We start from the raw sequence: 11844 nt of genomic DNA, 5'->3' as shown, positions 1-11844 counted from the left end.
AGAGTGATCGAACATTGAGGCAAGAGTATGAAAAAGTTAATTGCGGTTGGATTGCTGTCGGTCATTCTGGCTGGGTGCGCGACCGATTCCCCTTGTGTCCCGGTCTATGACGACCAGGGCCGTCTGGTGCACACCAATACCTGCATGAAAGGCACTACGCAGGACAACTGGGAAACCGCTGGCGCCATCGCCGGTGGGGCGGCGGCAGTTGCCGGTCTGACGCTGGGTATTATCGCGTTGACCAAATAACCTTCCGTCGGAGAGTCTCCCGGTTTAAAAGCCCAGCATCTGCTGGGCTTTTGTTTGGGTAATCCGCCGCCAGTTGATTGAAGTCATGGCATTTATATTACCGGCCCACAGATGAGCAGTTCTTTGTCAGCGGATGTAAATTCCATTCCTGCGCCCGGTCCGGGTCGATATACTCCCGCTATCTCCCACTCTGGAACGATCTGATGTCGGCTTTGGCGTCCATCTCCTTATCCATGCACCGCCTGCGCTTTGCTAAAAAGCGGGCCTGCGCATGGTTATTGGTCGTCAGCTGGCTGTTGTTGAATACTCAACTGGCGTTGGCCAGCCACAACTGCAACCTGCAGTTCAGCGGTGAAGCGCCGATGGCTCAGCATATGATGCATATGCAAAACAGCGTGCCGTCGCAGCAGCAGATGCAGACCCAAGAGCCGCTGTGTGAGAAACACTGCGTTCCGGAGTCAGCCCAACAGGATCACAGCAACCTGACGTTGGCTGCGCTGCCCACCAGCAGCGAATTGGCCGTTATTACGCCTTTCCCGTCTCGTTCAGTCCCCTCCAATACCTGGCAAACGCCCCCGATAACAGGTCCGCCGGCAGAGATCGTTTTCTGCCGGTTCCGTGAATAGTTCTGACAACCGCTTTGCCGTCCCCGACGGTTTTCCGCGTTTGTTAACTATTTTATGGAGTACCCGTTATGCGTAATGTATTTGCTGCCGTAGTGATCGCCCTGTTTTTCTCTTTTAGCGCCAGCGCTGCCGATATGGCAATGCAGGATCCTGCCGCAAGAACTGCCGTTGAAATCCACAGCCAGGGCGTCGTCAAAAGCTGGGATGAGCGAAAGGTGTCTATCGCGCACCAGGCCATTCCTGCACTCAGTTGGCCGCCAATGACCATGAGCTTCCTGCTCCCTTCATCGCCTTCATTCGCCGTCTTGCCGGTGGGTACCGAGGTTGATTTCAGCTTTCTGCCGATCGACGGCGGTTATCAGCTGATCGCCATCGCCGCCGCTCGACCATAACGGAGGCGTTATGACCATTATCCTTTCTCACCCTTGGCGGGTGGGCTGGCTGCTGCTTGCCTGTTGGGCACCGGCCACCCTGGCGGCGGATCTGACGCTGCAACAGTCATTGACGGCGGCCGAAGGTTATTCGGCGGAGTTATCCGCTAATCGTCATCAGGTTGACGCCTTGCAGAACATGGCGGATTCGGCAATGCAGTTGCCCGATCCCAAGCTGAAGTTCGGCATTGAAAACGTGCCGGTGCAGGGCGGCAACGCTCAGCGTTTTACCCGCGAAGGCATGACCATGGGACGAATCGGCATCATGCAGGATTACGTCAGCAGCACCAAACGTCAGCGTAAAGCGGATACCCTGCGCGCCGAAGCCAGCCAGACGGATGCGGGCAGCGCCACCATTCGCGCTCGCCTTCAACAGCAAACCGCGCAGGCCTGGCTGGCGCTGGCGCTGAGCCGGCAAACCCTGCGGGATGCCTCAGCCCTGGTGACGGAGAGTGAACGCCAGATTGCCACTCAGCGTGCTGCGGTAGCCGGTGGGGGAACCCCAGCGAGTGGAGTGCTGGATGCCAGGCTGGCGCTGCTAAGCATGCAGGATCGCATCAGCGAGGCGCAGCGTGATGTTGCTGTCGCGCAGGCGCGTCTGACGCAGTTGACCGGCCTGTCTGCGACGGATACCGCCGGGGCCATGCCGCGCTTTGAACGTTTACCGGCGGACAGCGAAGTATTGCGGCAGGCCATCAGGCAACACCCCGAGGTGTTGCAGGCCAGCCGTGAGGCGGACGTCGCCAAGGCACGTTCGGCGCAATCAGAGGTGGCGGCGATACCGGACGTCGGCGTCGAGGTGTATTACGGCAAACGGGCCGACGAGTACGAGGATTTGGCCGGGGTGATGTTTACCGTCGATCTGCCGTTGTTCCGCTCGCAGCGGCAGGATAAGGACTATGCCGCTGATGTTTCCCGCAGCATGGAGGCCAACGATCGGCTCACGTTGTTGATCCGTGATCATCAGGCACAGCTCGATACGCTGTTGGCGCAATATCAGGCGGCTCAGGCGCAGTGGCAACGCCAACAGGAGCAGGCTATTCCCCTGCAACAACAGCGGGTCACTTTGCTGTTAGCGCAGTACCGCAGCGGTAAAAGCGATTTGTCGGCGGTACTGGAAGCTCGGCGGGCGCTGCTCGACAGTCGCCTCAGCGCCGGCAAGGCTGCCAGGGAACTGGCACAGATTTGGGCCGCCATTCGCTATCTTACCCCTCAGGAATCAATGCAATGAAAATACAATTCAAGCTGGCGCTGTTAGCGGCGCTGATTGGCACTGGGCTGGCGGGATACTGGTTTGGCGCAGCGGGAGAAGCGCCTGCGCCGGCCGTCAAGAGTGAGCGGCAGGTGCTTTATTGGTACGACCCGATGATGCCGGGGCAGCGTTTTGACCAACCGGGTAAATCGCCCTTTATGGATATGCAACTGGTGCCGCGCTATGCCGATGAGGTTGAACCGGAAGGGGGCGTGACCATCAGCGCCCGGCAACAGCAGAACCTGGGCGTTCGCACCGAAGCTGCACAATTGCGCCAACTGGAGCCACAACTGAGCGCTTTCGGCAGCGTCGCCACCGATGAACGCGGGGTTCAGATTGTCGCCGCCCGCGCCAACGGACTGGTGGAAAAACTCTACGTGCGTGCCAGTCAGCAACAGGTGAAAAAGGGCGAAGCCCTGGCATTGCTGTGGATCCCCGACTGGAGTGCGGCACAGCAGGAATATCTGGCAATACGCAAACTGGGCGATAGCGCACTGACCGCCGCTGCACGTCAGCGGTTGCAGCTGCTGTTTATGCCCGAGGCGGTGATCCGGCAGGTGGAACGTTCAGGTAAACCCGAACCGCGGGTGCAGATAGCGGCACCGGAAAATGGTTTTGTGAATAAGCTGAGCGTGCTCGAAGGCGCTCAGGTGACGGCCGCGCAGGGGCTGTTTGAACTAGCCAGCCTCGATCCGGTGTGGATCGTTGCCGATTATCCGCAGGCGCAGGCCGGATTGTTGAAAGTGGGCGATAAGGTGCAGGCCGCTTCCGCCAGCTGGCCTGGTGAACGATTTGAAGGCGAGGTGAGCGAACTGCTGGCCAATGTCGATCCGCTGACCCGAACCTTCAAAGCGCGCATCCTGTTGAAAAACCCTCAACAAAAGCTTCGACCGGGCATGTACCTGCAACTGACATTGTCACACGGCAACCTCGGCCAACCGGTGTTGGCGATACCGCAGGAGGCGCTGATCGACAGCGGCGATCGCAATAGGGTGTTGATCGCCGAAGGCAATGGGCACTTCACGCCGGTTGACGTGGTGGCCGGTCGTGTGCAGGACGGCTGGGTAGAAATCAAACGTGGGCTGAATGCTGGGCAAAGGGTAGTGACCTCCGGCCAATTCCTGATTGATTCCGAGGCCAGCATGCGCAGTGCCTTGCCACAAATGGCGGCGCAAAACGAGGTGAAACAATATCAGGCCGAGGGGGTGGTGGATGCCGTGAACGAGAGCACCATCACGCTGTCCCACGGCCCCGTGCCGGAGCTGCAGTGGCCGGCGATGACCATGGATTTTGCCCTGCCGCCAGGGGGAATACCTGCCGGTATCAAACCCGGTGATAGCGTAAAAATCCACTTTAGCGTTGATGAACAAGGTTCACATATCAGCCAAATCGTGCCGACAAGCGCTGAACATGGGGGCCACTTATGATTGCTTTCGTGATCCGCTGGTCGCTGCGCAACCGGCTCTTGGTGCTGCTGGCTTCGGTGCTGTTGGCCGGTTGGGGGATCTGGGCATTGCAGAAAGCGCCGCTGGATGCGCTGCCGGATCTTTCCGACGTACAGGTGATTGTCCGTGCCACCTATCCGGGCAAGGCTCCGCAGGTAATTGAAGATCAGGTGACCTATCCGCTGACCACCACGTTGCTCTCGGTGCCGGGGGCCAAAACGGTACGGGGTTTTTCCATGTTTGGCGACGCCTACGTTTACGTGTTGTTCGAGGACGGCACCGATTTGTACTGGGCGCGTTCGCGGGTGCTGGAGGCGCTCAGCCAGGTGCAATCCTCACTGCCGCCGCAGGTGAAGGTGGCACTGGGGCCGGACGCCACCGGCGTCGGCTGGGTGTACGAGTATGCCCTGGTGGATAAAAGCGGCAAGCACAGCCTGGCCGACCTGCGCGCGCTGCAAGACTGGACGCTGAAGTTTGAACTGAAAACCGTGCCCAACGTGGCGGAAGTGGCCAGCGTGGGCGGCATGGTACGCCAATATCAGGTGGTGCTGGATCCACCCAGCCTGCGCGCGCTGAACATCACCCATCAACAGGTAGTCAGTGCCATTCAGGACGCCAACCAGGAAGGCGGCGGGGCGCTGCTGGAAATGGGGGAGGCGGAGTATATGGTTCGCACCTCGGGCTACCTGAAAAAACTCAGCGATTTTGCCAACGTGGTAATCACCGTGCGTGACGGTGTGCCGATCCTGCTGTCGCAAGTGGCAACACTGCGCGAAGGGCCGGAGATCCGCCGGGGCGTGGCGGAGCTGAACGGCGAGGGCGAAGTGGCGGGCGGCATCGTCGTGATGCGCTACGGCAAAAATGCCCTGGAAACCATCAACGCGCTGAAGGTCAAGCTGCAGGAGGTTCAGCAGACCCTGCCGCCGGGTGTGGAAATTGTGACCGTGTACGACCGCTCCCAACTGATCGAACATGCAATTGAAACCTTGTCCCACAAGCTCCTGGAGGAGTTTATCGTGGTGGCTTTGGTGTGCACGCTGTTCCTGTTCCATTTTCGTTCGGCGCTGGTGGCGATGATCACGCTGCCGCTCGGCATTCTTGGCGCCTTTGTGGTGATGCATTACCAGGGCGTAAACGCCAATATCATGTCGCTGGGGGGAATCGCCATCGCCATTGGCGCCATGGTGGATGCGGCCATCGTCATGATTGAGAACATGCATAAGGTGCTGGAGCAGTGGCGGCAACGCCATCCTGGACAGCAGCCGACGTCGACGGATTATTGGCGCATTTCAGAGCAGGCGGCGGTGGAGGTGGGGCCGGCGCTGTTTTGCAGTTTGCTGATTATCACGCTGTCCTTCATTCCGGTGTTCACCCTGCAGGCGCAGGAAGGCCGGATGTTCTCCCCGCTGGCCTACACCAAAACCTACGCCATGGCGGTGGCAGCCGGTCTGGGCATTACGCTGGTGCCGGTGCTGATGGGCTACTTTATCCGCGGCCGCATTCCCGACGAACATGCCAATCCGATCAACCGCTGGCTAATCCGCCTGTACCAGCCGGTGCTGGCGTCGGTGTTGGCACGGCCAAAAACCACGCTGGGGATTTCGTGCCTGCTGTTGCTGTTAACCGCCTATCCGCTTAGCCGGTTGGGCAGTGAATTTATGCCGCAGCTCGACGAAGGTGACCTGTTGTATATGCCTTCCTCGCTGCCGGGGATGTCGGCGCGCGAGGCCAGCAGGCTACTGCAACTGACCGACAGGTTGATCAAAACCGTGCCGGAGGTAGCGACGGTGTTCGGTAAGGCCGGCAGGGCGGAAAGCGCTACCGATCCCGCGCCGCTGACCATGCTGGAAACCACCATTCGTTTCAAACCGCGTGACCAGTGGCGAGCGGGCATGACCATGGACAAGCTGGTGGCGGAACTGGATGCGGTGGTCAAAGTGCCGGGTATTGCCAACGTCTGGGTTCCGCCGATCCGCAATCGGCTGGACATGTTGGCCACCGGAATCAAAAGTCCGGTGGGCATCAAGGTGAACGGCAATAACATGGCCGATATCGAACGGATTTCCGGGCAGATTGAGCAGGTGGTGAAGCAGGTGCCGGGCGTCACTTCTGCGCTGGCAGAACGCATCACCGGCGGCCGCTACGTGGATATCGATATCGACCGTCAGCGGGCTGCGCGCTACGGCGTTTCGGTGAAAGAGCTGCAATCCATGGTGGCGACGCTGGTGGGCGGCGAAAACATTGGCGAAACCGTCGAGGGCCGGGCGCGTTACCCGATCAATGTGCGTTATCCGCGTGAGGTGCGTGATTCGGTACAGCAGTTGCAGGCGTTACCGGTACTGACCGCCAGCGGTGGCCAGGTGCCGCTGTCGATGCTGGCGGATATTCGGGTTAGCGAAGGGCCGCCGATGCTGAAAAGTGAAAACGCGCGGCTCTCCAACTGGATTTATGTCGATCTGCGCGGGCGCGATCTCAAATCGGCGGTGGAAGAGATGCAGCAGGCCGTCGCGCAGCAGGTCAAGCTGCCGGCCGGGGTGTCGTTGAGCTGGTCCGGGCAGTTTGAATATCTTGAACGTGCCAGCGCTCAGTTGAAAATCGTACTGCCGGTAACATTGGCAATCATTTTCGTGCTGCTGTTTGTCACCTTCAGCAGCGTGCGTGATGCGTTGTTGATCATGGCGACGCTGCCGTTTGCGCTGATCGGCGGGGTGTGGCTGCTCTATCTGCTGAACTACAACCTGTCGGTGGCCGGGGCAGTTGGCTTTATCGCGCTGGCGGGTGTGGCGGCGGAATTCGGCGTGATAATGGTGCTGTACTTGAACCATGCGTTGGAAAAACATCGCCAGCCGGGGCAGCCGCTCACGCAAAAACAGCTGATGGATGCCATCACCGAGGGGGCGGTATTGCGGGTGCGACCAAAAGTGATGACCGTTGCCACCATTATGGCCGGGCTATTGCCGATCATGTGGGGTAACGGTGCCGGTTCTGAGGTAATGCGGCGCATTGCGGCACCGATGATTGGCGGCATGCTCAGTGCACCGCTGTTGTCGATGTTGGTGGTTCCTGTGGTCTACCTGTTACTGCACCGAAAAGGATAAGCAAGCGGGGCGCAGTGCACTGCGCCCCGTCTTTACCGCACAGAAACTATTTCACCAGAAACGCCTTGAACTGCGGCGTCATTACGGCGCTGAACCCATCATCGGTTTTGCTGATCAGGTAGACCGCCAAGCCTTTTTCTTCCGCCAGTTTGAGCGCTTTTTCCGTCCCCAGCACCATCAACCCGGTATCCCAGCCGTCGGCTTCCAGCGCGGTGGGCGCTATCACCGTAGCGGAGACCAGGCGATGAGTAATCGGCTTGCCGGTTGTGGGATCGATCACGTGCGAATAGCGCTGCCCGTCCTGTTCAAAATAGTTGCGGTAGCTGCCGGCGGTGCTGATGCCGTAACCCTGCAAATCAACCAGCGCCTGAACCGCATTTTCGCGGTCGGTCGGTTTTTGGATCGCCACGCGCCAGGGTTTGCCCTGCCCGTTAACGCCGCGCGAGGAAACCGCACCGCCGACCGACACCAGATAATGGGTGATACCATTACGGGCCATCAGCTGCACCAACTGATCGACGCCATAGCCTTCGCCCAACGTCGAGAGATCAACATACATCCCGGGCAAGTCCTTTTGCAGCCATTCGCCACGGCTGTTGCTGAGTAGCTTGAGGTGCTGCAGGCCAATATTTTTTTGTGCCGCCTCTATTTGCTGTTGGCTCGGTACCTTGACCACACGCTTGTCTGGGCCAAAGCCCCATAAATTCACCAGCGGACCCACGGTGATATTCATCGCGCCCTGAGTGTCGCGGCCAATGCGCTGAGCCATCAGGATAATATCCGCCATTCCGCGCGGGATCGGCTGTGGCTCGGTACTCTGGGTTTGATTAAAACGCGAAAGCACAGAATCATTGCGATAGGTGGAGATATCGTCATTGGCGCGTTCCAGCACGGCGTCAATCTGCTGTTGCAACTGCTGTTTATTGACCGCCACGTCACCACTGACCTTGACGCTGTAGAAGGTGCCCATGGTTTTGCCTTCAATGTCGATCTGTGGGCGGGTATCCGGGTCATTACAGGCAGCCAGTAAGCCGATGGTCACACTCAGCAACAGCCCTTTGGCAAAAACGTTAGCCATGAAAACATCCTTTGAAACAGTGAAAGGCGCTACAAATAAAGTAAAGCGCGGCAAATGAAAAGCAGTTAACGGTAAAAGAGCATTTTGCTGGCGTTGCCGCCGTGCTTGGGCTAACGTCTGGTTCCTGATCCCTGGTTGTTTTTTTGAAGCGCTCAACATGAGTTCAAACGCCGTTTCCCGGCTGATTCAGCCGTTCCTGAAAGATCGTTTTTTGCATATTTTGCTGTTAGTCGGCGTACTGATGGCGGCCTTTAACCCGCAACAGCTGCCTGCGTTAAACAGTTTTATCGACTGGCGCACCATCATTACGCTGCTTGGATTGATGTTACTCACCAAGGGCGTCGAGGTCAGCGGTTATTTCGATTTTGTCGGTCGCAAAATCATCAATACGCTGCACAGCGAGCGGCGATTGGCGCTGTTTCTGGTGTTTTCCGCCGCGTTGCTGTCGTCGTTCCTGACCAACGACGTGGCGTTGTTTATCGTCATTCCGCTGACCATCACGCTGAAAAAACTGTCGTCGTTACCGATTGGCCGGTTGATTATCTTCCAGGCGCTGGCGGTCAATGCCGGTTCATTGCTGACGCCGATTGGCAACCCGCAAAACATTTTGCTGTGGAGCAAGTCTTCACTCTCTTTCCTGGGGTTCATTGGCCAAATGGCACCGTTTGGCGTAGTGATGCTGGTCAGTTTGCTGCTGCTGACCGGGTTCTGCTTCCCGGCGCGGGATATCGTTAAAGCGCCGCACACCGAAGGTTATCCGTATCAGCTACGCCTGTTGCTGAGCTGTGTGGCGCTGTACGTGATTTTTCTGCTGTGTCTGGATCTTGATCTGCCGCTGTATGGCCTGTTGGCGGTGTTCGTCGGTTTTTTGCTGCTGGCGCGTCGGGTATTGCTGCAGATCGACTGGAGCCTGATTTTCGTCTTTATCGCCATGTTCATCGACGTGGGGCTGTTTACCCGCTTGCAGGCGATCCAGCCTTGGTTTGCCGATATCGCTACGCTGGGTAACGGGGGCATTTACGCTTTGGGGATTGGCCTGTCGCAGGTGATCAGCAACGTGCCGGCGACCATTTTAATGCTCAACTACGTGCCTTCCAGCCAACTGCTGGCCTATGCGGTCAACGCCGGTGGCTTTGGGCTGGCGATCGGTTCGCTGGCGAACCTGATTGCGCTGCGTATGGCGGACGAGCGCAAAATTTGGCTGAAATTTCATTACTTTTCGTTGCCGTTACTGGTCTGGGCCGGCTTGCTTGGCTGGCTGTTGGCTTAAGCGCGGTATTTTCCTGCCATACCGCGCTTTTACACCATGGCGTCTAACCGCGTGCCGCCAGCAAGCAGATGCTGCGAGTCACCTGATAGGATTTCACAAAGGCGCTGATCGGCAGAAACTCAAAGCGCGAATGGAAATTGTGCGCGCCGGTGAAGTAGTTCGGCGTCAGCAGCCCACGGCTGGAGAGTGCGGCGCCGTCGGTGCCGCCACGCATCGGGATCACCTTGGGGGGAATGCCGTGGGCGGCCAGGGCACCGAAAATCAGCTCAATGGCTCGCTGGTCTTCCCCGATAGAGTTGCTGATATTGCTGTAGATATCCGTCACCTTGCAGCTGACCTTGGCGCGCGGGTAGTTTGCCGCCACCTGTCGCACCACTTCCTGAATGCGCTCTTTACGCGCATTGAACCCGGCCAGGTCAAAATCGCGGATCGACACTTTCAACGTAGCGAGGTTGGCATTGGCGGTCAGATCGTTGAACCAGAAGTAGCCTTCGCGCCCCTCGGTATGTTCCGGTGTGTCCTTGATGTCGAATTGGTTGATGATGTCGTTGGCGATGCGAATCGGGTTGATCAGCACGTTCTTCGCCGACATGGGGTGCGCGGTGACCCCTTCGATACGGATCTCCGCACCTGCGGCATTGAAGTTCTCATACACCACTTCCCCCAACTCGCAGCAGTCGATGGTATAGGCAAAATCCACCTCGAAACGCGCCAGATCCAGCGCTTTGGCGCCGCGCAGGCCAATTTCCTCATCCGGGACAAAGGCCACCACAATGTCACCGTGGCGATCGGAGGCGCTCAGGTTGGCCAGCAGGGTCATGACCACCGTGACCGCCGCTTTGTTATCGGCGCCGAGCACGCTGGTGCCGTCGCTGAAAATAATTTCTTCATTCGGATAGGCCAGGATCTCCGGATGTTCGGCGGTGCGCAGCCAGATATCGTGTTCGGCATTCAGGCACAGATCCTGGCCGGTAAAGCGCAGGCGCTGCGGGTGAATATGGGCCGACAGGCCAACGTCAACGGTATCGATATGGGTGATAAAGCCGATACGCGGAGCGCCTGGCTGATTGCCGGGTTTGCGGGCGGTCACGGTAGCGTGCTCGTCGATTTGCACGTCTTGCATGCCTAGCTGGCGCAGTTCGGCCGCCAGCAGCTTGGCCATATCATGTTGGCCCGGCGTGCTGGGCAGGGTGGTTGCGGCGGCGTCGCTCTGGCTGGTCACCGCCAGATAGCGGAAGAAACGTTCGGTGAGCTGTTCGGCAATGGCGCTGGTCATGCGGGTTCCTCTCGATAAGCGGTCTAACGGTTTTAAAGCTAAATCAGCCGGTTGTCCAATGGTGCAATGCTTTCGCTGCCGGAATGCGAGATGCCGCGCAGAATAAAAAAATAGCGGCACAACTAGGAAATAGTCTCGGGTAACTGCGGCAAAATCGTTGTTAGCTGTGGGGGAACGGGTGCCCCCAAATAATAGGATCGTTAAAGGAGAATACATGCGCTCACGTCATGCTTTACTTATCACTTTGTTATCCCTGGGAATATCGCATACGGCCTGGTCATCCACCGATGGTGGCCATGCCAACAGCAACGCCAATAGCCGTGAAGTGGCCAGTGCGCTCGGCGGTCTGAAAAACAAAACCTATAGCCTGGAGCAGGCACCGAAGATCCGCGTAGCCAGCTTCAATATCGCCGCCGGCAAGGTCAGCGACATGACCGCAATCGCCAAAGCGATCAAGGCGATGAATGTCGATGTGGTGGCGCTGCAGGAGGTGGACAAACTGACCGGCCGCAGCGGCAAGCTCGATCAGGCGGAGGAACTGGCCAAACTGACCGGTATGCACGTCGCGTTCGGCCGCGCGATTGATTTTGACGGCGGCGAATATGGGCTGGCGTTCCTATCGAAATACCCGCTGCATGACAGCAAAATTTACCCGTTGCCTTCCGGTCAGCGCGAACAGCGAATTGCATTCAGCGCCCAGACCGACGTGCCCGAGTTCCCGGCGCCGATTACCCTGATCAATACCCATCTGGACACCAAGGAAGATCCGGCGATGCGGCTGGATCAGGTGCGCGAACTGAATGACCGCACGATTGAAATGCGCGGTATCAAGCTGTTGTTCGGCGATATGAACGACGTGCCGGGTAGCGTCACCTGGACTGAGCTGAGCCGCTATTGGAACGACATCATGCCCAAGCAGCAGGATGGCCGCAGCTGGCCGGCGGAAAACGCCGAAATCAAGGTCGATTATATCTTTAGCGGCAATGCCCAGCGCTGGCATCTGGACAGCCTGACGGTGCCGAACGCCAGCGGCGACTGGAACGGCATTCACTGGCCGGCGGTCAGCGATCACCTGCCGTTGGTGGCCGAGCTGCGGTTGACCGAGCAGTAACCTGACTC

10 protein-coding genes are annotated in these 11844 nt (G+C 58.4%); 8 read left to right on the top strand and 2 right to left on the bottom strand.

Annotated features, from left to right (window positions below; genetic code table 11):
• Nucleotides 1–27: 27 nt before the first annotated feature.
• The 6 genes from H0S68_RS17155 (at nt 28) to H0S68_RS17130 (ending at nt 7101) form a co-directional block, all read left to right on the top strand.
• Nucleotides 28–249 (top strand): membrane protein, encoded by a 222-nt coding sequence (locus H0S68_RS17155; protein WP_020827903.1) that lies wholly within the window; start codon nt 28–30, stop codon nt 247–249.
• Nucleotides 250–452: 203 nt separating this feature from the next.
• Nucleotides 453–875, top strand: coding sequence for a hypothetical protein (locus H0S68_RS17150; RefSeq protein WP_020827902.1), 423 nt, complete (start codon nt 453–455; stop codon nt 873–875).
• A 68-nt stretch (nt 876–943) separates the two neighbouring features.
• Entirely contained in the window at nt 944–1267 is a 324-nt protein-coding gene (locus H0S68_RS17145; RefSeq protein WP_020827901.1) for a copper-binding protein, read from the top strand.
• Between the two features lie 10 nt (nt 1268–1277).
• Complete coding sequence (locus tag H0S68_RS17140; RefSeq protein ID WP_261158590.1) at nt 1278–2537, top strand: TolC family protein; 1260 nt, start codon at nt 1278–1280, stop codon at nt 2535–2537.
• Nucleotides 2534–3985 (top strand): efflux RND transporter periplasmic adaptor subunit, encoded by a 1452-nt coding sequence (locus H0S68_RS17135; RefSeq protein ID WP_410528870.1) that lies wholly within the window; start codon nt 2534–2536, stop codon nt 3983–3985. Before H0S68_RS17140 ends, H0S68_RS17135 begins: the two co-directional genes overlap by 4 nt.
• On the top strand, nt 3982–7101 hold the full coding sequence (locus H0S68_RS17130) for an efflux RND transporter permease subunit (RefSeq protein ID WP_410528869.1): 3120 nt from the start codon (nt 3982–3984) through the stop codon (nt 7099–7101). The genes H0S68_RS17135 and H0S68_RS17130 overlap by 4 nt, the downstream gene beginning before the upstream one ends.
• A 46-nt stretch (nt 7102–7147) precedes the next feature.
• On the opposite strand, the gene apbE is transcribed toward H0S68_RS17130, so the two are convergent.
• The gene (gene apbE / locus H0S68_RS17125) at nt 7148–8179 is read right to left on the bottom strand and encodes an FAD:protein FMN transferase ApbE (RefSeq protein ID WP_410528868.1); all 1032 of its coding nucleotides are present in this window, start codon (nt 8177–8179) and stop codon (nt 7148–7150) included.
• Nucleotides 8180–8336: 157 nt separating this feature from the next.
• Here apbE and H0S68_RS17120 point away from each other — a divergent pair, with 157 nt between their 5' ends.
• Nucleotides 8337–9449: an SLC13 family permease gene (locus tag H0S68_RS17120; RefSeq protein ID WP_046373030.1), complete on the top strand. Its 1113-nt coding sequence runs from the start codon at nt 8337–8339 to the stop codon at nt 9447–9449.
• A gap of 43 nt (nt 9450–9492) precedes the next feature.
• Here H0S68_RS17120 and pepT read toward each other — a convergent pair whose 3' ends face one another.
• The gene (pepT, locus tag H0S68_RS17115; RefSeq protein WP_122079923.1) at nt 9493–10725 is read right to left on the bottom strand and encodes a peptidase T; all 1233 of its coding nucleotides are present in this window, start codon (nt 10723–10725) and stop codon (nt 9493–9495) included.
• A 214-nt stretch (nt 10726–10939) separates the two neighbouring features.
• Here pepT and H0S68_RS17110 point away from each other — a divergent pair, with 214 nt between their 5' ends.
• Nucleotides 10940–11836, top strand: coding sequence for an endonuclease/exonuclease/phosphatase family protein (locus tag H0S68_RS17110; RefSeq protein ID WP_020827894.1), 897 nt, complete (start codon nt 10940–10942; stop codon nt 11834–11836).
• The last annotated feature ends 8 nt before the right edge of the window (nt 11837–11844 follow it).

The organism is Serratia sp. AXJ-M (assembly GCF_046531865.1).
GTDB lineage: Bacteria > Pseudomonadota > Gammaproteobacteria > Enterobacterales > Enterobacteriaceae > Serratia > Serratia liquefaciens.
The sequence above is the reverse complement of the archived record's forward strand: the minus strand, read 5'-3'. Positions and strand labels throughout refer to the sequence as shown.

Excerpts from the sequence above, each read along its gene's own strand:
- H0S68_RS17155 (WP_020827903.1), top strand. The coding sequence starts at position 28 with ATGAAAAAGTTAATTGCGGTTGGATTGCTGTCGGTCATTCTGGCTGGG.
- H0S68_RS17150 (WP_020827902.1), top strand. The coding sequence starts at position 453 with ATGTCGGCTTTGGCGTCCATCTCCTTATCCATGCACCGCCTGCGCTTT.
- H0S68_RS17145 (WP_020827901.1), top strand. The coding sequence starts at position 944 with ATGCGTAATGTATTTGCTGCCGTAGTGATCGCCCTGTTTTTCTCTTTT.
- H0S68_RS17140 (WP_261158590.1), top strand. The coding sequence starts at position 1,278 with ATGACCATTATCCTTTCTCACCCTTGGCGGGTGGGCTGGCTGCTGCTT.
- H0S68_RS17135 (WP_410528870.1), top strand. The coding sequence starts at position 2,534 with ATGAAAATACAATTCAAGCTGGCGCTGTTAGCGGCGCTGATTGGCACT.
- H0S68_RS17130 (WP_410528869.1), top strand. The coding sequence starts at position 3,982 with ATGATTGCTTTCGTGATCCGCTGGTCGCTGCGCAACCGGCTCTTGGTG.
- apbE (WP_410528868.1), bottom strand. The coding sequence starts at position 8,179 with ATGGCTAACGTTTTTGCCAAAGGGCTGTTGCTGAGTGTGACCATCGGC.
- H0S68_RS17120 (WP_046373030.1), top strand. The coding sequence starts at position 8,337 with ATGAGTTCAAACGCCGTTTCCCGGCTGATTCAGCCGTTCCTGAAAGAT.
- pepT (WP_122079923.1), bottom strand. The coding sequence starts at position 10,725 with ATGACCAGCGCCATTGCCGAACAGCTCACCGAACGTTTCTTCCGCTAT.
- H0S68_RS17110 (WP_020827894.1), top strand. The coding sequence starts at position 10,940 with ATGCGCTCACGTCATGCTTTACTTATCACTTTGTTATCCCTGGGAATA.